Here is a 21634-nt window from a genome sequence, read left to right as displayed (position 1 = left end):
GTGAGCGTGCCTGGCATCGACGTTCCCGACTCCCGCGGCCGCACCGGCCTGGACCAGGTCGGGCGCGACCTGACCGGCAACCCCGACGTCGTCGTCAGGGACGTCGAGCTCCTGGCCAGCGGCTGGCACGTGCTGCGGCGGACCACCCTGGACCGGCGCCGCAGCGACGGCGAGTGGGTGACCGAGCAGCGCGAGACCTACGACCGGGGCAACGGCGCGACGCTGCTGCCCTACGACCCGGAACGGCGCACGGTGCTGCTCACCCGGCAGTTCCGCTACCCGGTCTACGTCAACGGGCACCCGGACGGGCTGCTGCTGGAGGCCGCCGCCGGGCTGCTGGACGACGACGCCCCGGAGGTCGCCATCCGGCGGGAGGCCGAGGAGGAGCTCGGGGTCACGCTCGGGGAGGTCCAGCACGTGTACGACGTGTTCATGAGCCCCGGCTCGGTCACCGAGCGGCTGCACTTCTACGCCGCCCCGTACCGGCCGGCCGACCGCACCGGCGCCGGCGGCGGGCTGGCCGAGGAGGGCGAGGACATCGAGGTCGTCGAGCTGCCCTTCGACGAGGCCCTGGACATGGTCGACGACGGCCGGATCGCCGACGCGAAGACCGTGATGCTCCTGCACTGGGCCGCGCTGCGCGGACCGTTCAGGAGCTGAGCCGCGCCCTCGCCAGGCCGATGTAGTGCTCGACCAGCGAGGCGTCGTCGACGGTGCCGGTGTTGACGGCCTTCGCCGGGTCGACGCCCTGGAACAGCCGCTTGAGCGGCACCTCCAGCCGCTTGCCGGTGCGGGTGTGCGGCACGCCGGGTACGGCGATGACCTCGTCGGGCACGTGCCGCGGGCTGGCCTGGGTCCGGATCGCCGTCCTGAGCCGGTCGACCAGCTCGGCGGTGAGCTCCTCCCCCGCTGCCAGCTGCACGAACAGCGGCATCCAGTAGCCGCCCTCGGGCAGCTCCACGCCGAGGACGACGCAGTCGAGCACCTCCGGGAACGCCTCGACGGCGGCGTAGATGTCGGCGGTGCCCATGCGCACGCCGCCGCGGTTGAGCGTCGAGTCCGACCGGCCGGTGATCACGCAGGTGCCGCGCTCGGTGATCTCCAGCCAGTCGCCGTGCCGCCAGACGCCGGGCCACGGCTCGAAGTACGCGGCGCGGTAGCGGGCGCCGTCCGGATCGTTCCAGAAGTGCAGCGGCATCGAGGGCATCGGCTCGGTGACCACCAGCTCGCCGAGCTCGCCGACCACCGGCTGCCCCTCCTCGTTCCAGGAGGCCACCGCGACGCCGAGCATCGGCCGCTGCAGCTCGCCGGCCGTCACCGGGAGCAGCGGCGCGCTGCCGATGAACCCGGTCGCGACGTCGGTGCCGCCGGACGCCGACGTGAGCTGCAGGTCGGCGCCCACGGCGTCGTAGACCCACTCGTAGGACGCCGCCGGCAGCGGCGACCCGGTGCTGGACAGCACCCGGACGGAGGAGAGGTCGTGGTCCTCGCCGGGGCGGACGCCGGCCTTCTGGCAGGCCGCGAGGTAGCCGGGACTCGTGCCCAGGTGGGTGAACCGCACCCGCTCGGCGAGGGCGAACTGCGCGTCGACCGTCGGGTGGGCCGGGGCGCCGTCGTGCAGCACCGCGGTCGCGCCGCTGAGGAGCGAGGACACCACGACGTTCCACATCATCCAGGCCGTCGAGGTGTACCAGTAGAAGCGGTCACCGGGACCCAGGTCGCTGTGCAAGGTGCCGGACTTGCGTTGCTCGAGCACCACCCCGCCGTGCCCGTGCACGATCCCCTTGGGCAGCCCGGTGGTGCCCGAGCTGTAGACGATCCACAGCGGGGCGTCGAACGGCGTCGCCTCGAACACCGGGTCCTGCTCGTCGGCCACGGCGTCGGCCCACGCCAGGGCGCCCTCGGGGACCTCGCCGGGGAACAGCCGGGGGACGGCGACCGTCGTCCGGACGGTCGGCAGCCCGGCGCGCAGCTCGGCGACGACGTCCCGCCGGTCGTGCTCACGGCCGCCCCACCGGTAGCCGTCGACGGCGACCAGCACGGTGGGCTCGATCTGCGCGAACCGGTCGAGCACCGCGCGGGTGCCGAAGTCCGGCGCGCAGGAGGACCACACCGCCCCGATCGAGGCGGCGCCGAGAAAGGCCACGACCGTCTCGGGCACGTTCGGCAGGTAGCCGGCCACCCGGTCGCCGGGGCGGACGCCGAGCCGGCGCAGCGTGGCGGCGAACGCGCCCACCTGCCCGCGCAGCGCCGCCCAGCTGACCTCGCGCGGCCCGGCGTCCTCGGCGACGGCGATCAGCGCCGGCCGGCCACCGGCGGCGGCCCGGAACACCTGCTCGGCGTAGTTCACGCATCCCCCGGGGAACCAGACGGCGCCGGGCATTCCCCGCGAGGGGAGCACCTGGTCGTCGGCGACGTCGAGCACGCCCGTCCAGCGCGCGAGGTCGCCCCAGAACTGGTCGAGGTGCTCGACCGACCAGCGCCAGAGGGCGTCGTAGTCGACCGGGTCGCCGAAGGAGAGACCGCGGCGCCCGGCCACGAAGGCGGCGAAGGCGGCCATCTGCGTGCCCCGGATCGAGTCCGGGGTGGGCTGCCAGAGGACCTCGGGGGACGACGGTGCGGCGGTCACGGCCGCACGATGCCATCCTGGGCGCGCGCCGGCCACGGCGCCGACCGTCCCGGCCCCCAGGAGCGACCGTGCTGCCCGATCCCGACGACGAGCGCAACGTCCTCGGTGGCCCGCTGGAGCCCTGCGGCACCGACCCGGTCACCGGCTTCTACCGCGACGGGCACTGCACCACCGGGCCCGACGACCTGGGCCGGCACACCGTGTGCGCCGTCGTCTCCACCGAGTTCCTGGCCATGCAGCGCGAGCTGGGCAACGACCTGAGCACCCCGCGCCCGGAGTACGGCTTCCCGGGCCTCAAGCCGGGCGACCGCTGGTGCGTCGTCGCCGTCCGCTGGCTGCAGGCCTACCAGGCCGGCGCCGCGTCGGGCGTGGTGCTGGCCGCGACCAACGCCCGCGCGCTGGAGATCGTGCCGATGGAGGCGCTGCGGCGGCACGCCGTCGACGTGCCCGACGACGCCAGCAGCCTGGAATAGGGCCGGGCGCCGCGGTGCTGCCGCGGCCATGAGCGACCTCCTCGACGTGCCCGTGACCACGCTGCAGGGCGAGCCCACGACCCTGCGGGAGCTGACCCGGGGCGGCCCGGCGCTGGTGGTGAACGTGGCCAGCCGCTGCGGGCTGACCCCGCAGTACACCGCGCTGGAGGCGCTGCACGAGGAGTACGCCGGGCGGGGCTTCGCCGTCGTCGGCGTCCCGTGCAACCAGTTCATGGGCCAGGAGCCCGGCAGCGCCGAGGAGATCGAGCAGTTCTGCTCGGCCACCTACGGCGTCACCTTCCCGATGACGGAGAAGCTCGAGGTCAACGGCGAGGGGGCGCACCCGCTGTTCCAGCAGCTGACGACCACCCCCGACGTCGACGGCGAGGCCGGTCCGGTCGCGTGGAACTTCGAGAAGTGGGTCGTCTCCGGGCACGGCCAGGTCGTCGCGCGATTCCGGCCGAGAACCCTTCCCGACGCGCCCGAGGTCCGCGCCGCGATCGAGTCGGTCCTGCCCGCCTGACGTCGTCCGGCGCGGACCCGGCGCGCCCCCTACCGTCGGGCCATGAGCGACGCCGATCTCCGCTTCTGGTTCGACCCCGTGTGCCCGTTCGCCTGGATGACCAGCAAGTGGGTCCGGATGGTGGCCGCGCAGCGGGAGTACGCGGTGGAGTGGCGGTTCATCTCGCTGCGGCTGCTCAACGCGCACGTCGACTACGCCTCGCACTTCCCGCCCGAGTACGAGGCCGGGCACACCTCGGGGCTCCGGCTGCTGCGCCTGGCCGCCCGCACCCGCGCCGAGCACGGTCCGGACGCCGTCGCCCGGCTGTACGAGGCGCTCGGCGGGCAGGTGTTCGAGACGCCGAACGCGCCGGGCGACGAGAGCCGCCGCGGCACCCGCGATTTCGCCGAGCCGGTCCTCGCCGGGCTCGGCCTGCCCATCGACCTGGCCGCGGCCCTGGACGACGACTCGTGGGACGCGCAGATCCAGGCGGAGACCGACGAGGCGCTGTCGCTGACCGGCAAGGACGTGGGCACGCCGATCCTGCAGTTCCAGCCGCCGGAGGGGGTGGCGTTCTTCGGCCCGGTCATCAGCCGGCTGCCCGCCGAGGAGGAGGCCGTCGCGCTGTGGGACCACGTCATCGGGCTGGCCTCGTTCCCGGGCTTCGCCGAGCTCAAGCGCAGCCTCCGCGAGCGGCCGCAGCTGGTCGGGTTCGGCTGGCGACCCGACGAGGGCAGCGTCGAGGAGGACTGGCACGGCGGCAGCCGGCGGCAGAAGAAGTGACGGCGCCGGTGGGCACCTCCGCCGCGGCGAGATAAGGTAAGCCTTATCTGATCAACCGCCGTCCCGGGAGCTGCTCGTGGCCACCACGGTCGACGTCCCGGCCCGGGACGCGGCGCGCACGCCGGCGCGCCCGCTGCGCGCCCGGCGGCTGGGCACGCTCCTGCTGCTGCTCGCGCTGGTGGGAGCCGCCGCGCTGGCGAGCATCGCCGTCGGCACGCGGTCCATCGGGCTCGGCGACGTCTGGGGCTCGCTCCTCGACTCCGCGCTGACCACCGACGACGCCGTCGTCGTCCGGCAGCTGCGGGTGCCGCGCACCGCGCTCGGCCTGATGGTCGGTCTGGCGCTCGGCCTGGCCGGGGCGCTCATGCAGGGCCACACCCGCAACCCGCTCGGCGATCCGGGGCTGCTCGGCGTCACCGCGGGCGCCAGCCTGGCCGTCGTCCTGGCCATCTCGCTGCTGGGGCTGACCAGCCCGGCCGGCTACGTCTGGTTCGCCTTCGCCGGCGCGCTGGCCGGCACCGTGCTCGTCTACGCCATCGGCTCGGCCGGCCGCGGCGGCGCCACCCCGCTGACGCTGGCGCTGGCCGGCGCGGCGCTGTCCGCGCTGATGTACGCCCTCGTCCGGGCGATCCTGGTCAGCGACCAGCAGACCCTGGACAGCTTCCGGTTCTGGGTCGTCGGCTCGCTCGCCGGTCGCGGCGCCGACGTCGCCTGGCAGGTCGCCCCGTTCATCGCCGTCGGCGTGGTGCTGGCGCTGGTCAACGCGCCGGCGCTCAACCTGCTCGGCCTCGGTGAGGACGTCGCCCGCGGCCTCGGTCAGCGCATCTGGCTCGCCCGGGCGGTCGGGCTGGCCGCGATCACCCTGCTCGCCGGCGCGGCCACCGCGGCCTGCGGCCCGATCGCCTTCGTCGGCCTGGTCGTGCCGCACGTGGTGCGGGCGCTGACCGGCCCTGACCACCGCTGGCTGCTGCCCGGCTCGGCCCTGCTCGGCGCGGCGCTGCTGCTGGCCGCCGACGTGATCGGCCGGATCGTCGCCCGGCCCGCGGAGCTGCAGGTGGGCATCGTGCTCGCGCTGATCGGCGCGCCGTTCTTCATCGCGCTGGTGCGCCGGCGCAAGGCGGCCGGGCTGTGAGCGTCGCGGCGCCGGTCCACGCACCGGAGGCACAGGCACCGCCGGTCCGCAGCGGGCGGGTCGTGCGGCTCGGGCGCGTCTCCGGGGTGGTCCGCTGGCGCGACCTCGCCGTCCCGCTCGTGGCGCTCATCGCGCTGGTGCTGGTGTCGGCGGTCAGCATGGGCCGCGGCGACTTCCCCATCGGCGTCGTCGACGTGCTGCGCACGCTGGCCGGGCTGGGCGAGGGTCCGCAGGAGTTCATCGTCCTCGAGCTGCGCGCCCCGCGGGTCGTCGTCGGGGTGCTGGTGGGTCTGGCGCTGGGCATGGCCGGCGCGCTGTTCCAGACCTTCGCCCGCAACCCGCTCGCCTCCCCCGACACCCTCGGCATCACGACCGGCGCCTCGGCCGGGGCCGTGGCGGCGATCGTGCTGTCCGGGGGCACGTCGGCGGGGGCGGTCCTGGGCGGGCTCGGCATCCCGCTGGCCGCGCTGCTCGGGGCGCTGACCACCGGGTTCCTGCTGTTCCTGCTCACCTGGCGCGCGGGCATCGACGGGTACCGGCTGGTGCTGGTCGGCATCGCGCTGTGGGCGATGGGCACCGCGCTCACCGACTGGCTGCTCACCAACGCCGAGATCTACGACGCGGCGTCGGCCTACGTGTGGATCACCGGCTCGCTCAACGCCCGGACCTGGGACGACGCGCTGCCGCTGGCCCTGGCCCTGGTGGTGCTGCTGCCGGCCGCGCTGGCCACGAGCCGGCTGCTGGCCGTGCTGCAGTTCGGCGACGACACCGCGCGCGGGCTGGGCGTACGGCTGGCGCCCACGCAGACCGCCGTCGTGCTGCTCGCCGTGGGGCTGGTCGCGTTCGCCGTCTCCGCCGCCGGGCCGATCGCCTTCGTCTCGCTGATCGTCCCGCAGATCGCGGTGCGGCTCACCGGGGGCGCCCGTCCGCCGCTGCTGGCCTCCGGGCTGCTCGGCGCGCTGCTCGTCGTGGGTGCCGACCTGGTCACCCGCACCGTGCTCCCCGAGGCGCTGCCGGTCGGCATCCTCACCGCCGCCATCGGCGCGCCCTACCTGCTCTGGCTCCTGGTCCGCGGAAGGCGGCGGTTCACCTGAGGACGATCGACATCCACCCCGAGCTGCAGCGCACCGGCGACCCCGCCCCGACGGCGCCGGTGCGGCTGGCCGCCGAGCACGTGCGGCTGGCCTACGACGACCGCGTGGTGGTCGACGACCTCGACCTGGAGCTCACCGAGGGCTCGTTCACCGCGATCGTCGGCCCGAACGGCTGCGGCAAGTCCACGCTGCTGCGCGCGCTCGGCCGGCTGCTGCGCCCGGCCGCCGGCCAGGTGCTGCTCGACGGCCGCTCGATCGCCCGCACCCCCACCCGCGAGGTGGCCAAGGTGCTGGGGCTGCTGCCGCAGGCCCCGGTGGCCCCGGAGGGGCTGACCGTGGGCGACCTGGTGGCCCGGGGGCGGCACCCGCACCAGAGCTGGCTGCGCCAGTGGTCCCGGGACGACGAGGCGGTGGTCACCGAGGCCCTGAGCTGGACCGACATGGCTGACCTCGCCGAGCGGCCGGTCGACGCGCTCTCCGGCGGGCAGCGACAGCGGGCTTGGATCTCCATGGCGCTGGCCCAGGGCACCGACCTGCTGCTGCTCGACGAGCCCACGACCTACCTGGACCTGTCGCACCAGATCGACGTCCTGGAGCTGGTCGGCCGGCTGCACGCCGAACGCGGCCGCACCGTCGTCGTGGTGCTGCACGACCTGAACCTGGCGGCGCGGTACGCCAAGCGTCTGGTGGCCATGAAGGACGGCGCCCTGGTGGCGTCCGGGACACCGGAGGAGGTGCTCACCGAGCAGCTGCTCGCGGACGTCTTCGACCTGGAGGCGCGGGTGCTGCCCGACCCGGTGGCCGGCACGCCCATGGTCGTCCCGGTGCGCCGGCTGCGCTGACCCTCTGCCGGCACCAGGTTAGGTCAGGCTAACCTTCCTCGTGATCGGGATGATCATGCATCCCCGCACCGAGGGAGTTCCGTTGCACCGCACGTCTCGCCGTCTTCGCCGCGGCCTGCTCGCCCTGGGCCTGACCGCCGGCCTGACCGCCTGCGGCGCCGCCGCCGGCACGGAGCCCGCCGCCGAGGGCGGCTGGGAGTTCACCGACGACACGGGCCGGACCGTCAGGCTCGACGAGGCGCCCGAGCGGATCGCCGGCCTCAACGACCTCACCGCGTCCCTGTGGAACTACGGCATCGAGCCGGTCGCCACGTTCGGCCAGACGTCGGCCGAGGACGACGTCGCCTTCGAGGGCCGCGACCTCGGCGACGTCGCGATCGTCGGCTCGGCCTACGGCGAGATCGACCTGGAGGCGCTGGCCGCCGCGGACCCCGACGTCATCGTGGCGACGATCTACCCCGACGACTCCTCCGGCGAGATCCCCGAGGGCAAGGAGGGGTACGGCTTCGACGACCTCGACCACGAGGCGCAGGTCGCCGAGATCGCGCCGATCATCCGCATCGCCTACACCGGCTCGGCCGCCGACGTGATCGAGCGGGTCCTGGAGCTGGCCGAGGCGCTGGGCGTGGACACCGACGGCGGCGAGGTCGCCGAGGCGCGCGCCGACTTCGAGGCCGCCTCCGAGACGCTCGCCGAGGCCGCGTCGAGCGGCGTCAGCGTGCTGCCGGTGTTCGCCACCCAGGCCGACGGCTGGTGGATGGCCAAGGCGCAGGACGACCCGCAGCTGAAGATGTACGCCGACCTGGGCGTGACCTTCGTCGACCCCGGCGGCGAGGACTACTTCTGGCAGCCCGTGGGCTGGGAAGAGGTGCCCGGCTTCCCGAGCGACGTGCTGCTCTACTCGCTGCGGTTCAGCATGACGCCCGAGGAGATCGCTGCGCAGCCGACCGCCGCCGCGCTCCCCGCCGTCCGGGCCGGGCAACTGCACCCGTGGAAGTACATCGGCCCGGACTACGTCTCCCAGGCCGCCTACATGGAGGAGCTGGCCGGCTACCTCGAGCAGGCGGAGGACGTCACCGCCTGAAGGAGGACCCCGGCCGGGGACCCCCGCTCACGTCGCGAGCGGAGCGGGGGTCTCGGGCACGGGCGACGACGGTGCCGTGCGGGCGGTCTGGGCGAGCAGGATGCCGGTGAGGACGACGGCGCCGCCGAGGATCTGCCAGCCGCCGAGCACCTGCTCCACCCACAACCAGGCCACGATCGAGGCCAGCACGGGCTCGGCCGTGGCCACCAGCCCGGCCGCCGTGGGCGACAGGTGGCGCAGCGCCGCGATGGACAACCAGAACGGCATGATCGCGCCCATCACCGCGATCCAGGCGACCAGCACCCACAGCGGCAGCTCCAGCGCGCCGATCGAGATCGGCACGCGGCGGCCCAGCACCTCGGCGTCGAACTGCCACCACGGCGCGGCCACGGCCCAGAACACCGCCGCGGCGACGAACGCCCAGCAGGTGAGCGTCACCGGGTCGCGGGTGACCGTGCCCCGCTCGCCGATCAGGTAGTAGGTCGCCAGGGCGACGGCGGCCCCGAGCCCGGCCGCCACGCCCACCGCGTCCAGCGATCCGCCACCGGTCCAGATCTCGGTGACCAGCGCCAGGCCCGACAGCGACAGCACCAGCGCCAGCCACACCCGGCTGCGCACCTGCTCGCGGCGGACCAGCCAGACGTACAGCGCGATGAGCACCGTCCCGGTGAACTCGAACACCAGCGCGATGCCCACCGGCAGCCGGCTGATCGCCACGTAGAACAGGTACTGGGTCATGGCGATGCCGATGACGCCGAGGACCGCGAGCAGCGGCACCTCCCGCCGGCTCACCCGCAGCCGCCCCGGCGACACCACCAGCAGGACGGCGAGCAGGCCCACGGCGGCACCGGTGCAGCGCAGCGCGGTCAGCCGCGGCGCGGAGATGCCTGCCTCCAGCGCCAGCGTGGAGACGGTGCCGTTGATCGCGAAGAACCCGGCGGCCGCCAGCGTCAGCGCGTATCCGATTCCGGGGCGAGCGGCGAACCTCACGGCGGCACTGTAGCGGGCAACCGTCACCTAGCCGCCTACCGGCCGGTTCCCTCCGGCCACAGCGACACGACGGCGCAGGACCACATGGACGGGTCGACCCACAGATGTCGGGAGTTGGGGCCGCCGCCATCTGGATGACTCCGATCTCCGGCCGGGCGGTGCGCCGCTACGAGCACGCCACCCCCCACTCAGACACTTCTCACGACCCCGGCCCAGGACCACCCAGGTTCTTGAAGCCCTCCTTCCGGGCCATGACCAGGAGCAATACGGCAAGGAGCACGAATAGACCCACGGCCATGAGGACGACAGCCGTGCCTCGCCATCCCCCGGCCTGCAGGCCCCAGACGACCCCGAAGATTCCCGCGGCGACCGAGCCGGCAAGGAACACCATGAATTGCAGGCGTGGACTCATCTCACGTCCTCACAGTCCGCACCGTCATCAGCTGTCGGTGCGGCGGCCGTCGTCGGATCGAAGTCGATCTTTCGGTCGGCGACTGTACGGCCTACTAGGTCGGGCCGCGAGGCCATGGCGCCTAGTCGATCTTCGTGAGAGAAGAGAACAAGAGGGATGCCAGCGCCTGGCACTGCGCCCGCAATCGTGCGCTTACGCCTCTCCGAGGGCGCCTGCGCCTCGACCTCATGGATCTATGTAGCCGAACGAGTTACAACGGAGGGACGGGCCGCACCGCGAAAGGATGCGCATGAGGGATCGACCGCCGTGGTCCGACCGTCGCCGCCGCACGCTGCTGGTCCTCGCCATGGGCGCCGTCCTCGGCGGCCTGGGTGCCGTCGGCCTGCCCGACCGGTACGGCGTGACCGCCGGGTTCCTCGCCGCGCTGTGCGCCTTCCTGCTGGTCGCTGCCCTCGTCGTCTTCGTCGCCGTCCCCGGGCCCGGCACGGCGGGCACGCTGGCCCGCTCCGCACCCGTGGCCGGCTCGACGTTCGTGGTGTCGGTGCTCCTGCTGCTGTCCACCACGGCCGCGCAGCGCTGGATCTGGACGCTGGTGGCGGTCGCCGCCGCCGGCTGGACGGCGTACGCGGTGCGGGAGACCCGGCGGGCCGGGAACTGAGCCACCTCGTCAGACTGCGGGCATGGAGTTGCCCACCGCCCTCTACCTGCCCGGCGACGACGGCGGGTTCACTGCCACCCCGCTGACCATCGGCCCGTGGGACGTCACCCTCCAGCACGCCGGCCCCCCGGCGGCGCTGCTGCTGCGCGAGGCCGAGCGGGTCAGTGGCATCGAGGGCGGGCAGACGGTCCGACTGGCCTACGACATCTGCGGGCCGGTCCCGGTCGGGCCGGTGCGGGTGCGCGGCTCCGTCGTCCGCCCCGGCCGGCGGGTGGAACTGGTGGAGACCGTGCTGGAGGTCGGGGAGCGACCGCTCATGCGGCTGTCGGCCTGGCGGATGCGCACCCGCGCCGACGACCCCGCGGCCGCCGTCGCCCGGGACGCCGAGCCGCACCCCGCCCCGCTGGAACCGGCGGGCAGCCGCCCCGAGGTGCCGGCCTTCTTCACCACCGACGTCGCCTACCACCGCGCGCTGGAGTGGCGCTTCGCCGAGGGCAGCTTCAACGCGCCCGGCCCGGCCACCGCCTGGACGCGCACCCGCTCGGAGCTCGTGGCCGGCGAGCCGATGACCCCGCTGCAGCACCTGCTGGTGATGACCGACGCGGCCAGCGGCATCTCCGCCGCGCTGGACTGGAACACCGCGACGTTCGCCAACGTCGACCTCGGCGTGGCCCTGCACCGCCCGCCCCGCGGCGAGTGGCTGGGGATGGCGGCCCGGACGGTGCTGGGCGGGACCGGCGCAGCCCAGTGCTTCGCGGTGCTGTTCGACGAGGCCGGGCCGATCGGGCGGTCCAGCCAGTCGCTGTTCGTGGAGCCGCGCGCACAGGCGTGACCCATCTCGCCCGGAACCCGCGGGTCCCACTGGCACCGGACGGCGGGCTTCGGGGAGGGTGGGGGTCGACTCTTCCCCCGACGATCGGAGTGCTTCGCCCGTGGCCGCATTGAGAGACGTGCTGGACTGGCTGGCCGGCCGGGGTCTCGAGGTGGTGCTGATCATCGTCGGGTCCGTGCTGCTGGCGCGCTTCGTCTCGTGGGCCGGCACCCGGATCACCGACCGGATCGACCGCAACGCCACCGGCGGCGACGCGCTGGTCCGCTCGGAGGCCGCCAAGCACCGGCACTCGCTCACCCAGGTCCTCACCTGGGCGGCGATCGTCCTCATCTACTCGATCGCGGTGTTCTTCGTCCTCGACCGGATCGGGGTCCCGATCACCGGCCTGGTCGCGCCGGCCACCGTGCTCGGCGTGGGCCTGGGCTTCGGCGCCCAGCGCATCGTCGGCGACGTGCTGGCCGGCTTCTTCATCATCACCGAGCGGCAGTACGGCTTCGGTGACGTCGTCTCCATCCAGGTGGTCGGCGGTGGCGACCCCGCGGCCGGCACGGTGGAGGACGTCACGCTGCGGGTGACGCGGGTCCGCTCGCCCGACGGCGAGGTGGTGACGGTGCCGAACGGGCAGATCGTCAAGGTCGTCAACCTGTCCCGCGACTGGGCGCGAGCCGTCGTCGACGTCCCGGTGCCGACCAGCGTGGACGTGAACCGGGCCAACGAGATCCTCCGCGAGGTGGGCCGGCAGGCGTTCCGCGACCCGGCCATGCGCCCGCTGCTGCTCGACACCCCCACCGTCATGGGCGTGGAGACGCTCGGCCTGGACGAGGTCAACGTGCGGGTCGTCGCCCGCACGCTGCCGGGCAAGCAGTTCGAGGTCGGCCGCGACATCCGCGCCCGGGTCGTGCAGGCGTTCCGGAGCCAGGGGATGCAGGTGCCGCAGCCGTCGAGCATCCACGAGCCCGCGGCCGACGGCGGCGCGACCGAGCAGGAGCCGGTGCGATGAGCGCGCCGGACCAGGACCGGACGCCGACGACGCCGGCCGCCCCCACCGTGAGCACCGCCCCCGCCGGGACGGACGGCACCCCCGACGTCTCCCCCGCCCACCGCTGGTGGTCCAACGTGCCCAGGCACCTGGGCCGCGCCCGCACCTCGACCGTCGTCCTGGGCGTCCTGTTCGTCGCGATCTTCGCGCTCTGGCTCAACGTCCGCCCACCCACGGACGGCAGCGAGCGGCCGCCCAGCGACCCCGGCAACGTGGAGGCCCCCGTGGTCCCCGGCCTCCCCGAGGAGACCGACCCGGCGCCCACGGAGCCCGCGGAGCCCACCACCACGGCTCCGCGGACGACGTCGAGCGAGCCGACCACGACGCCGCCCACCGGCACCGGGTCGACCACGCCCACGGGCACGCCCGAGCCGACGACGGGCACGACGCCGTCGCCACCGGTGGACGAGCCGACGGACGAGACGGCGCCGGGCTCCCCTCCCGGCTGAGCCCGCGGCGTCCCGGGCCGTGGGACGGATGTTTCACGTGGGACATCCGTCGCCTACGATTCGCAGTGGCTCACGAGAGGCAGTGCAAAGCACCTGGCTGGCTGCCCGGCAACCTCAACTCCGTCTGAGGTGCTCCAGGGGAAGAGCCGGCTGGACGGCGCCCGCCGCCCGGCAAGGACGGAGTTCCCGCGCGCCGCGGGATCTCCCGCGAGCGACGAGGAGACGGCGCATGACCGACCCCCAGGCCTGGAGCTTCGAGACCCGGCAGATCCACGCCGGCACGAGCCCCGACCCGACGACCGGCGCCCGGGCGCTGCCCATCTACGCCACCACCGCCTACCAGTTCCGCGACAGCCAGCACGCCGCGGACCTGTTCGCGCTGGCCGAGATGGGCAACATCTACACGCGGATCATGAACCCGACGCAGGACGCGCTGGAGCAGCGCGTGACCTCCCTGGAGGGCGGGGTCGCCGCGCTCGCAGTGTCCAGCGGCCAGTCCGCGACGACGCTGGCGATCCTCAACCTCGCCGAGGCCGGCGACCACATCGTGGCGTCGGCCTCGCTGTACGGCGGCACCTACAACCTGCTGCACCACTCGCTGCCGAAGATGGGCATCACGGTCTCCTTCGTGGAGGACCCGGACGACCCGGAGGCCTGGCAGGCGCTGGTGCAGGAGAACACCCGGGCGTTCTTCGGCGAGACGATCGGCAACCCCAAGGGCGACATCCTCGACATCGAGGCCGTCGCCGGGGTCGCGCACCGCAACGGCGTCCCGCTGATCGTGGACAACACCGTCGCCACGCCGTTCCTCATCCGGCCGTTCGAGTTCGGCGCCGACGTCGTCGTCCACTCCGCCACCAAGTACCTGGGCGGCCACGGCACGGCCATCGCCGGGATCATCGTCGACGGGGGGCGGTTCGACTGGACCGGCGGCCGGCACCCGATGTTCACCACGGCCGACCCGACGTACCACGGGGTCGTCTACGCCGACCTGGGTGCGCCGGCCTTCGCGCTGAAGGCCCGGGTGCAGCTGCTGCGCGACCTCGGTCCGGCGATCTCGCCGTTCAACGCGTTCCTCGTGGTCCAGGGCATCGAGACGCTGTCGCTGCGCATGGAGCGGCACGTCCAGAACGCCACGCGCGTGGCGGAGTTCCTGCAGGCCCACGACGAGGTGGACCGGGTGAACTACCCGGCGCTGGAGTCCTCCCCGTGGCACGCCGCCCAGCAGAAGTACGCCCCCCAGGGCGCCGGCGCGGTGCTGACCTTCGAGCTGCACGGCGGCCGGGAGGCCGGCCAGAAGTTCGTGGAGGCGCTGGAGCTGCACAGCCACGTGGCCAACATCGGTGACGTGCGCAGCCTGGTGATCCACCCGGCCTCGACGACGCACTCGCAGCTGACGCCCGAGGAGCAGCTCACCACCGGTGTCACGCCGGGCCTGGTGCGGCTGGCCGTCGGCCTGGAGGGCATCGAGGACATCCTGGCCGACCTCGAGGCCGGCTTCCGCGCGGCGAAGTCCGCCTGACGTGCCCGGGTGGGTCGAGGGCGATCCGGTCGGCGACCGGCTCTTCCTCGACCTGCCCGGCACCTTCGCCCTCGAGCGCGGCGGCCGGCTGCCCGGGGTCCGCGTCGCCTACGAGACGTGGGGCACGCTCGCCCCGGACGCCGGGAACGCCGTGCTGGTCGAGCACGCGCTCACCGGGGACAGCCACGTGGTGGGCGCGGCCGGCCCCGGCCACCCGACCGCCGGCTGGTGGAGCGGCCTGGTCGGCCCGGGCGCCGCGCTGGACACCGACCGGTGGTTCGTCGTCTGCGCCAACGTGCTCGGCGGCTGTCAGGGCACGACGGGACCGTCGTCGGCCACCCCGGACGGCGGCCGGTGGGGGGCCCGCTTCCCGGAGGTGACGGTCGGGGACCAGGTCCGCGTCGAGGCCGCGCTGGCCGACGCGCTCGGCATCACCCGCTGGGCCGCCGTGGCGGGCGGCTCCATGGGCGGCATGCGGGCGCTGGAGTGGGCGGTCGCCGAGCCCGACCGGGTGGGTGCGCTGTTCTTCCTGGCGGCGGCCGCCGTCGCCTCCGCCGACCAGATCGGCACCCAGACCACCCAGCAGGCCGCCGTCCGGGCCGATCCCCGCTGGCGGAACGGGGACTACCCGCTCGACGACCCGCCGGCCGACGGCCTGGGCATCGCCCGGCGGATCGCCCACCTCACCTACCGCAGCGGCCTGGAGCTGGAGGCCCGGTTCGGCAGCACCGTGCAGGACGACGACCGGTACGCCGTCGCCTCCTACCTCGACCACCACGCCGACAAGCTCACCGGCCGGTTCGACGCCGGCAGCTACGTGGTGCTGACCGAGGCGATGAACAGCTGGGACGTCGGCCGCGGCCGGGGCGGCGTGGAGGCCGCGCTGGCCGGGGTGACCGCCCGGGCGCTGGTGGCCGGCGTGGACACCGACCGGCTGTACCCGCCCGAGCAGCAGCAGCGGGTGGCCGACGCGCTCGGCGTGCCGCTGCGCCTGATCCCCTCCCCCTACGGCCATGACGGCTTCCTGCTCGAGTCCGACGCCGTCGGGTCCCTGATGCGCGAGCTGCTCGACGGCTGATCCGGCGGCGAGCCGCCGAGCGCTGACCGCCTCCCGCAGACTGACCGGCGTGGACGACGACCTGACCGCCCTGCGCGCCGCCTGCGACCGCTCGCTGACCGGGCACGGCGAGTGGCGGGCCGACCAGCTGCTGGCCACCATCCCGGCCGACGCCGCACCCGACCGGTACGGCGACGGCGGCGTCGTGACCGAGCTGGAGACCGAGGTCGCCGGGCTGCTCGGCTTGCCCGCGGCGGCGTACCTGCCGAGCGGGGTCATGGCGCAGCAGGCGGCGCTGCGGGTGCACGCCGACCGGCGCGGCCGGCGCACGGTGGTCTGCCACCCGGAGAGCCACCTGATCCGGCACGAGGAGCAGGCGTTCGAGCGGCTGCACGGCATGGTGCTGCGCCCGGTGGGCGACCGGCACGGGCTGCTGCTGCGGGCCGGCCTCGACGCCGTGGCCGAGCAGCCGGCGGCGTTGCTGGTGGAGCTGCCGCAGCGCGACCTCGGCGGGCAGCTCCCGCCGTGGGCGGACCTCGTCGAGCAGGTGGCCTGGGCGCGCGAGCGCGGCGCGGCGGCGCACCTGGACGGCGCCCGGCTGTGGGAGGCCTCCGCCGGGTACGACCGCACGCCGGCCGAGATCGCCGGGCTGTTCGACACCGCCTACGTCAGCTTCTACAAGGGCATCGGCGCCCTGGCCGGGTGCTGCCTGGCCGGACCGGACGACGTCGTCGGCGAGGTCCGGGAGTGGCGCCGCCGGCTGGGCGGCACGCTGTTCGGGATGTGGCCGGGGGCTGCCTCGGCGCTGACCTCGCTGCGCCGCCGGCTGCCGCTGATGCCGGCCTACCTGCAGCGCGCCCGGGAGATCGCCGACGCGGTGCGGGACCTGCCCGGCGTCGCCGTCGTCCCCGATCCCCCGCAGACGCCGATGCTGCACCTGCTGCTGCGCACCACCCCGGACGCCTTCACGGCGGCCGCCCGGGCGCTGGCCGCCGACGAGGGCCTGTGGACCTGGCCGCAGGCCGTGCCCACCGGCGACCCCGCCGTCGTCCGGGTGGAGCTGCCGGTCGGCGACGCGACGCTGGCCCTGACCGTGGTGGAGATCCGGACCGCGATAGCCGAGCTGGCAGGCCGCGGATAGCGTCGGCGGACATGGGCCTCGATGTCGCCGCGCTGCGCACCTGCTTCCCGTCGCTGGCCGCCGGCACGGCGCACTTCGACGGCCCCGGCGGGACCCAGGTTCCCCAGGCGGTGGGCCGGGCGGTGGCCGCGACCCTGACCGCGCCGATCAGCAACCGCGGCTCGGTCACCGGGGCCGAACGGTTCGCCGACGCCACCGTGCTGGCCGCGCGGGCCGCGATGGCAGACCTGCTGGCCGTCGACGCCGAGGGCGTCGTGTTCGGCCGCAGCGCCACCGCGCTCACCTTCGACCTGGCCCGCACGATGTCGGCCGGCTGGGGCCCCGGCGACGAGGTCGTCGTCACCCGGCTGGACCACGACGCCAACATCCGGCCCTGGGTGCTCGCCGCCGAGGCGGCCGGGGCGACCGTGCGGTGGGCGGCCTTCGACCCGGCCACCGGCGAGCTGACCGCCGACGACGTCGCCTCGGTGCTCTCCGACCGCACCCGCCTGGTGGCGGTGACCGGCGCGTCCAACCTGATCGGCACCCGCCCGCCGCTGCCGGCGATCGCCGGGCGGGTGCACGCGGTGGGCGCCCTGCTCGTCGTCGACGGGGTGCACCTGACCGCGCACGCCCCGGTGGACGTCGCCGCCCTCGGCGCCGACGTGTACCTCTGCTCGCCGTACAAGTTCCTCGGCCCGCACTGCGGCGTCCTGGCCGCCGACCCCGCGCTGCTGGCGACCCTGCGGCCGGGCAAGCTGCTGCCGTCCTCGGACGCCGTGCCGGAGCGGTTCGAGCTGGGCACGCTGCCCTACGAGCTGCTCGCCGGGACGACTGCCGCGGTGGACTTCCTCGCCGCGCTCGGTGACGGCAGCACCCGCCGGGAGCGGCTCGTCGCCGCCATGACCGCGGTCGAGGAGCACGAGGACCGGCTCCGCGAGCGCCTGGAGGCCGGGCTGGTCGCGCTGCCCGGCGTCCGGCTGTGGTCGCGCGCGGCCGAGCGCACCCCGACGCTGCTGCTCACCGTCGACGGGCGGGACGCCGCCGACGCCTACCGGTTCCTCGCCGGCCGGGGCGTCAACGCGCCGGCCGGCTCGTTCTACGCGATCGAGGCCAGCCGGTGGCTAGGGCTCGGCGACACCGGCGGCCTGCGGGTGGGCCTGGCGCCCTACAGCGACGACGACGACGTCGACCGGCTGCTCACCGGCCTGCGGGAGTGGCTGGCCGGCTGATCAGAGCCGGCGCACCTGCCGCGCGGAGGCCAGCCGGTCGGTGTAGCTGATCGCGTTGCCCTGGATGTGCAGCTGGTCGTCGTCGGTGGCCTCGCGCAGCACCTTGGCCGGGACGCCGGCGATGAGCGAACGGGGCGGGAACACCTTGCCCTGGGTGACGACGGCGCCGGCGGCCACGATCGAGCCCGACCCGATGTGGGCGCCGTTCATGACGATGCTGCCCATGCCGACCAGCACGTCGTCGTCGATGCGCGCGCCGTGCAGCACGACCCGGTGCCCGACGGAGACGCGCTCGCCCACGACCAGCGGGAAGCCGGGGTCGGAGTGCAGCGTGCAGCCGTCCTGGATGTTGGAGTCGGCGCCGATCTCGATCACCTCGGCGTCGGCACGGGCCACCGCGCCGTACCAGATGCTCGACCGCGGCCCCATCGTGACCGCCCCGACCACGACCGCCGTGGGCGCGACGAAGGCCTCGTCGTCGATCTGGGGTGAGCCGAACTCCAGGGCCCCGATGTAGTTGTCCGTCACGCAGATCCCCTCAGATCAGGCCGTGGGCGTGCACTGCCTCGGCCACCTGCAGGAACCCTGCCACGTTGGCGCCGAGCACGAGGTCGCCGGGAGCGCCGTACTCCTCGGCCGTCTCGTGGCACCGGGCGTGGATGTCGCGCATGATCTCGGCCAACCGCGCCTCGCTGTGCTCGAAGGTCCAGCGGTCGCGCGAGGCGTTCTGCTGCATCTCCAGCGCCGAGGTCGCCACGCCGCCGGCGTTGGCCGCCTTGCCGGGGGCGAAGCCGACCCCGGCCTCGCGGAAGACGTCGACCGCCTCCGGCGTGGCCGGCATGTTGGCGCCCTCCACCACGTAGCGGCAGCCGTTGCGGACGAGGACGGCGGCGGCGTCGCCGTCCAGTTCGTTCTGCGTGGCGCTGGGCATCGCGACGTCGCAGGGCACGTCCCAGATGCTGCCGCCGGCGACGAAGCCGGCGGACCCGCGGCGCTCGGCGTAGTCGGCGATGCGGCCCCGCTCGATCTCCTTGACCTGCTTGAGCAGCTCGAGGTCGATGCCCTGCTCGTCGACCACGTAGCCGGTGGAGTCCGAGCAGGCGACGGCGGTCCCGCCGAGCTGGTGCACCTTCTCGATGCCGTAGACGGCGACGTTCCCGGAGCCGCTCACCACGACGCGCCTGCCGTCGAACGACTCGCCCCGGACCTTCATCATCGCCTCGGCGAAGAAGGCCGCGCCGTAGCCGGTGGCCTCGGTGCGCACGAGCGCCCCGCCCCAGCCCAGGCCCTTGCCGGTGAGGACGCCGGACTCGTAGCGGTTGGTGATCCGCTTGTACTGCCCGAACAGGAAACCGATCTCGCGCGCGCCCACGCCGATGTCACCGGCCGGGACGTCGGTGTACTCGCCCAGGTGGCGGTACAGCTCGGTCATGAAGGACTGGCAGAAGCGCATGATCTCGGCGTCCGAGCGGCCCTTGGGGTCGAAGTCGGAGCCGCCCTTGCCGCCGCCGATGGGCATGCCGGTGAGCGCGTTCTTGAAGATCTGCTCGAAGCCGAGGAACTTGACGATGCCCAGGTTCACCGACGGGTGGAACCGCAGGCCGCCCTTGTAGGGGCCCAGCGCGGAGTTGAACTCCACGCGGAAGCCGCGGTTGATCTGCACCTCGCCGCGGTCGTCCTGCCACGGCACGCGGAAGATGATCTGCCGCTCCGGCTCGCAGATGCGCTGGACGGTCTTCATCTCGGTGTACTCGCTGTGCCGGTCGAGCACGACCGCCAGCGACTCCAGCACCTCGCGGACGGCCTGGTGGAACTCCGTCTCACCGGCGTTGCGGTGCAGCACCTCGTCGTAGATGGCCTGGACGCTCGCCGGGACCTCGCCGTTCACGCCGATCTCCTCCTGCTGTGGTTCGCCTGCAGAACGCCGAACCTACGGCGGGCCCGACCGGGGCGTGTCGCGAGGGGGCGGACGCCGGCTGCCGACGGCGCTTCTGTCACCCCCCGGTACCACCATGGCGACGTGCCCGAACCGACCGATCTGCCCGTGCTGCCCTTCGCCGACCAGGCGGCACTGGAGGCATGGCTGGAGGAGCACCACGCGACCGCCCCCGGGCTCTACGTCAAGATCGCGAAGAAGGGCTCCGGCATCCCGTCGGTCGACTGGGCCGGGATGGTGGAGGTCCTGCTGTGCTTCGGCTGGATCGACGGCCGGGCCAACCGGCTGGACGACGCCTGGTACGTGCAGCGGATCACCCCGCGGCGACCGCGCAGCGTGTGGTCGCGCAGGAACGTCGAGACGGTCGCCCGGCTGATCGAGCAGGGCAGGATGCGCCCGGCCGGCCTGGCCGCGGTGGAGGCGGCGAAGGCCGACGGCCGCTGGGAACGCGCCTACCCCGGTCCGGCCACCGTCACGGTGCCCGACGACCTCGCGGCGGCACTGGACGCCGTGCCCGCGGCGCGGGCGGTGTTCGACGGGCTGAGCAGCGGGGAGCGGTACTCGGTGCTGTGGCGGGTGCACACCGCGACGACCCCGGCCACCCGGGCGAAGCGGATCGCCGCGGCGGTGCAGGCGCTCGGCGGGGGTCAGCCGGTCGGGCGGACCCCGAACCGGAAGCCACCCTGATCGACGGTCGTGACCGACAGCGGGGTCCCGTAGGTGCGGGCGTGCACGATCATCCCGTTGCCGATGTAGAGCGCCACGTGGCTGATCGGTTCGTAGTAGAAGACCAGGTCGCCGGGCTGCAGCTCCCCGCGGGAGAGCGGCGGGCCGATCTTGGACTGGCCGGAGCTGGTGCGCGGCAGCGTGATGCCCGCGGCGGCGTAGGCGTAGGACGTGAGCCCGGAGCAGTCGAAGGCATCGGGACCCGTGGCCCCCCTGCGGTAGGGCGAGCCGACCTTGGAGAGCGCGACCTCGATCGCGGTGGCCGCGGCGCTGCCGGGGGCGATGGGCAGCTCCGCGACCGAGGGCGCCTGCAGCTTGGGGCCGGCGACGAGCGTCGAGACGCGGTCCTGCTCGGCCGCGCTGAGCCGGGCGTAGTCCGACTGGTACTGGGCCGCCCGGCGCTCGACCTCGGCCTCCTGGGCCTTGAGCTGGTCGAGCCCGGCCCGGGCGGTGGCGGCGGCCTGGTCGGCGGCCTGCTGCGCCTGCTCCGCGACGACCCGAGCGGCGGCGGCGTCGCTGATGACCGTGTTGGTGTGCGCGGCGATCATGTCCAGCGTCGTCATCTGCTGGACGAGCTCGTCGGCGGACTCGCTGGTGAGGAACGCGGCCACCCGGGACTGGGTCTTCTCGGTGAAGCTGCTCTGCGCGATCGCCCGGATCTGCGGCTCGTGGACCGCGAGCGCGTCGCGGGCGGCCTGCGCCTGCGCGGCGGCCGTCGCGGCGGCCTCCTGCTGGGCGGCGACGATCTCCTCGGCCTCGTGGACCTGCGCCTCCACCAGGGTCAGCTGCTGGGCGGCCTCGGCCATCAGCGTCGCGGCCTCGGCGGCGGAGCCGGGGTTGGCGGTCGCCGTCGTCGAACCCAGGACGGCCGTCGCGACTGCCATCACGGCGGCGGCGGCCGCGAGGACGGCGCGCGAGCGGCGACGGGTGGTTGTGCGCTGCGACTGCACCGTGGCCTCCGATCACCCGCGCCGAGCCCGGGGAAGGGACTTCAACCATGCGCGTCAGCACGGACGGTAGGGAGCCGGTGTCGACATGTAGCGGGCGGCGCGCGGGCGGGGGCCGCGAGCCCGCCCCGCTGGTCACACGCGCCCCGGGCGGCAGCACCCGTCACGCGGGGGT

Annotated in this window: 23 protein-coding genes and 1 riboswitch; of the genes, 17 read left to right on the top strand and 6 right to left on the bottom strand. The window is 74.3% G+C overall.

Annotated elements, in window-relative coordinates; translation table 11 throughout:
• A complete protein-coding gene (locus tag C5507_RS15280) occupies positions 1-660 on the top strand; it encodes an NUDIX domain-containing protein (protein WP_242611220.1) in 660 nt (219 codons plus the stop codon).
• On the opposite strand, the gene C5507_RS15275 is transcribed toward C5507_RS15280, so the two are convergent.
• On the bottom strand, positions 650-2629 hold the full coding sequence (locus tag C5507_RS15275) for an acetoacetate--CoA ligase (RefSeq protein ID WP_104529376.1): 1980 nt from the start codon (positions 2627-2629) through the stop codon (positions 650-652). The genes C5507_RS15280 and C5507_RS15275 overlap by 11 nt on opposite strands.
• 68 nt (positions 2630-2697) lie before the next feature.
• Here C5507_RS15275 and C5507_RS15270 point away from each other — a divergent pair, with 68 nt between their 5' ends.
• The 7 genes from C5507_RS15270 (at position 2698) to C5507_RS15240 (ending at position 8539) form a co-directional block, all read left to right on the top strand.
• Positions 2698-3102, top strand: a complete 405-nt coding sequence (locus C5507_RS15270) for a DUF2237 family protein (protein ID WP_104529375.1) — start codon at positions 2698-2700, stop codon at positions 3100-3102.
• 28 nt (positions 3103-3130) lie between these two features.
• The gene (locus C5507_RS15265) at positions 3131-3625 is read left to right on the top strand and encodes a glutathione peroxidase (protein ID WP_104529374.1); all 495 of its coding nucleotides are present in this window, start codon (positions 3131-3133) and stop codon (positions 3623-3625) included.
• Positions 3626-3667: 42 nt separating this feature from the next.
• The gene (locus C5507_RS15260) at positions 3668-4387 is read left to right on the top strand and encodes a mycothiol-dependent nitroreductase Rv2466c family protein (protein WP_104529373.1); all 720 of its coding nucleotides are present in this window, start codon (positions 3668-3670) and stop codon (positions 4385-4387) included.
• 76 nt (positions 4388-4463) lie between these two features.
• Positions 4464-5519, top strand: coding sequence for a FecCD family ABC transporter permease (locus C5507_RS15255; protein WP_104529372.1), 1056 nt, complete (start codon positions 4464-4466; stop codon positions 5517-5519).
• Positions 5516-6613, top strand: coding sequence for a FecCD family ABC transporter permease (locus C5507_RS15250; RefSeq protein ID WP_104529371.1), 1098 nt, complete (start codon positions 5516-5518; stop codon positions 6611-6613). Before C5507_RS15255 ends, C5507_RS15250 begins: the two co-directional genes overlap by 4 nt.
• A 59-nt stretch (positions 6614-6672) precedes the next feature.
• Positions 6673-7455 (top strand): ABC transporter ATP-binding protein, encoded by a 783-nt coding sequence (locus tag C5507_RS15245; protein ID WP_207225866.1) that lies wholly within the window; start codon positions 6673-6675, stop codon positions 7453-7455.
• Between the two features lie 82 nt (positions 7456-7537).
• Positions 7538-8539, top strand: coding sequence for an ABC transporter substrate-binding protein (locus C5507_RS15240; protein WP_207225867.1), 1002 nt, complete (start codon positions 7538-7540; stop codon positions 8537-8539).
• 27 nt (positions 8540-8566) lie between these two features.
• Here the strand turns inward: C5507_RS15240 and C5507_RS15235 are convergent, their stop codons facing one another.
• Both C5507_RS15235 and C5507_RS15230 read right to left on the bottom strand, forming a co-directional pair.
• Complete coding sequence (locus C5507_RS15235; RefSeq protein ID WP_104529370.1) at positions 8567-9529, bottom strand: EamA family transporter; 963 nt, start codon at positions 9527-9529, stop codon at positions 8567-8569.
• Between the two features lie 199 nt (positions 9530-9728).
• A complete protein-coding gene (locus C5507_RS15230; protein ID WP_104529369.1) occupies positions 9729-9941 on the bottom strand; it encodes a hypothetical protein in 213 nt (70 codons plus the stop codon).
• Positions 9942-10230: 289 nt separating this feature from the next.
• Here C5507_RS15230 and C5507_RS15225 point away from each other — a divergent pair, with 289 nt between their 5' ends.
• From C5507_RS15225 to C5507_RS15190, 8 genes are all read left to right on the top strand, one after another.
• Positions 10231-10599, top strand: a complete 369-nt coding sequence (locus C5507_RS15225; protein ID WP_104529368.1) for a hypothetical protein — start codon at positions 10231-10233, stop codon at positions 10597-10599.
• Positions 10600-10621: 22 nt separating this feature from the next.
• Complete coding sequence (locus C5507_RS15220) at positions 10622-11431, top strand: thioesterase family protein (protein WP_104529367.1); 810 nt, start codon at positions 10622-10624, stop codon at positions 11429-11431.
• Between the two features lie 100 nt (positions 11432-11531).
• Positions 11532-12431, top strand: coding sequence for a mechanosensitive ion channel family protein (locus tag C5507_RS15215; RefSeq protein ID WP_242611221.1), 900 nt, complete (start codon positions 11532-11534; stop codon positions 12429-12431).
• Positions 12428-12919 (top strand): Rv3103c transmembrane domain-containing protein, encoded by a 492-nt coding sequence (locus tag C5507_RS15210; protein ID WP_104529365.1) that lies wholly within the window; start codon positions 12428-12430, stop codon positions 12917-12919. Before C5507_RS15215 ends, C5507_RS15210 begins: the two co-directional genes overlap by 4 nt.
• A gap of 68 nt (positions 12920-12987) precedes the next feature.
• A riboswitch (SAM riboswitch) is annotated at positions 12988-13103 on the top strand.
• Between the two features lie 45 nt (positions 13104-13148).
• Positions 13149-14441 (top strand): bifunctional o-acetylhomoserine/o-acetylserine sulfhydrylase, encoded by a 1293-nt coding sequence (locus tag C5507_RS15205; protein ID WP_104529364.1) that lies wholly within the window; start codon positions 13149-13151, stop codon positions 14439-14441.
• Between the two features lies 1 nt (position 14442).
• Positions 14443-15519 carry a homoserine O-acetyltransferase MetX gene (gene metX / locus C5507_RS15200; protein WP_104529363.1) on the top strand — a complete coding sequence of 359 codons (1077 nt, stop codon included), beginning with the start codon at positions 14443-14445 and terminating at the stop codon, positions 15517-15519.
• A 49-nt stretch (positions 15520-15568) separates the two neighbouring features.
• Positions 15569-16639 (top strand): threonine aldolase family protein, encoded by a 1071-nt coding sequence (locus C5507_RS15195; RefSeq protein ID WP_104529362.1) that lies wholly within the window; start codon positions 15569-15571, stop codon positions 16637-16639.
• A gap of 11 nt (positions 16640-16650) precedes the next feature.
• Complete coding sequence (locus C5507_RS15190) at positions 16651-17850, top strand: cysteine desulfurase-like protein (protein ID WP_104529361.1); 1200 nt, start codon at positions 16651-16653, stop codon at positions 17848-17850.
• Here C5507_RS15190 and C5507_RS15185 read toward each other — a convergent pair whose 3' ends face one another.
• Entirely contained in the window at positions 17851-18378 is a 528-nt protein-coding gene (locus C5507_RS15185; protein WP_104529360.1) for a gamma carbonic anhydrase family protein, read from the bottom strand. It abuts the gene before it with no gap.
• Positions 18379-18388: 10 nt separating this feature from the next.
• On the bottom strand, positions 18389-19738 hold the full coding sequence (gene gdhA, locus C5507_RS15180; RefSeq protein ID WP_104529359.1) for an NADP-specific glutamate dehydrogenase: 1350 nt from the start codon (positions 19736-19738) through the stop codon (positions 18389-18391).
• Between the two features lie 132 nt (positions 19739-19870).
• Here gdhA and C5507_RS15175 point away from each other — a divergent pair, with 132 nt between their 5' ends.
• The gene (locus C5507_RS15175; protein ID WP_104529358.1) at positions 19871-20473 is read left to right on the top strand and encodes a YdeI/OmpD-associated family protein; all 603 of its coding nucleotides are present in this window, start codon (positions 19871-19873) and stop codon (positions 20471-20473) included.
• Here C5507_RS15175 and C5507_RS15170 read toward each other — a convergent pair.
• The gene (locus C5507_RS15170; RefSeq protein ID WP_104529357.1) at positions 20434-21462 is read right to left on the bottom strand and encodes a C40 family peptidase; all 1029 of its coding nucleotides are present in this window, start codon (positions 21460-21462) and stop codon (positions 20434-20436) included. The two genes, C5507_RS15175 and C5507_RS15170, sit on opposite strands and share 40 nt — an antisense overlap.
• Positions 21463-21634 lie beyond the last annotated feature (172 nt).

Source organism: Blastococcus saxobsidens (genome assembly GCF_002938435.1).
GTDB lineage: Bacteria > Actinomycetota > Actinomycetes > Mycobacteriales > Geodermatophilaceae > Blastococcus > Blastococcus saxobsidens.
Note: the sequence above shows the minus strand (reverse complement) of the source record. Positions and strands in the feature narration are given on the sequence as shown.

Coding starts and splice junctions, on each gene's coding strand:
- C5507_RS15230 (WP_104529369.1), bottom strand. CDS start 9,941: ATGAGTCCACGCCTGCAATTCATGGTGTTCCTTGCCGGCTCGGTCGCC.
- C5507_RS15190 (WP_104529361.1), top strand. CDS start 16,651: ATGGGCCTCGATGTCGCCGCGCTGCGCACCTGCTTCCCGTCGCTGGCC.
- C5507_RS15210 (WP_104529365.1), top strand. CDS start 12,428: ATGAGCGCGCCGGACCAGGACCGGACGCCGACGACGCCGGCCGCCCCC.
- C5507_RS15205 (WP_104529364.1), top strand. CDS start 13,149: ATGACCGACCCCCAGGCCTGGAGCTTCGAGACCCGGCAGATCCACGCC.
- C5507_RS15260 (WP_104529373.1), top strand. CDS start 3,668: ATGAGCGACGCCGATCTCCGCTTCTGGTTCGACCCCGTGTGCCCGTTC.
- C5507_RS15220 (WP_104529367.1), top strand. CDS start 10,622: ATGGAGTTGCCCACCGCCCTCTACCTGCCCGGCGACGACGGCGGGTTC.
- C5507_RS15225 (WP_104529368.1), top strand. CDS start 10,231: ATGAGGGATCGACCGCCGTGGTCCGACCGTCGCCGCCGCACGCTGCTG.
- C5507_RS15265 (WP_104529374.1), top strand. CDS start 3,131: ATGAGCGACCTCCTCGACGTGCCCGTGACCACGCTGCAGGGCGAGCCC.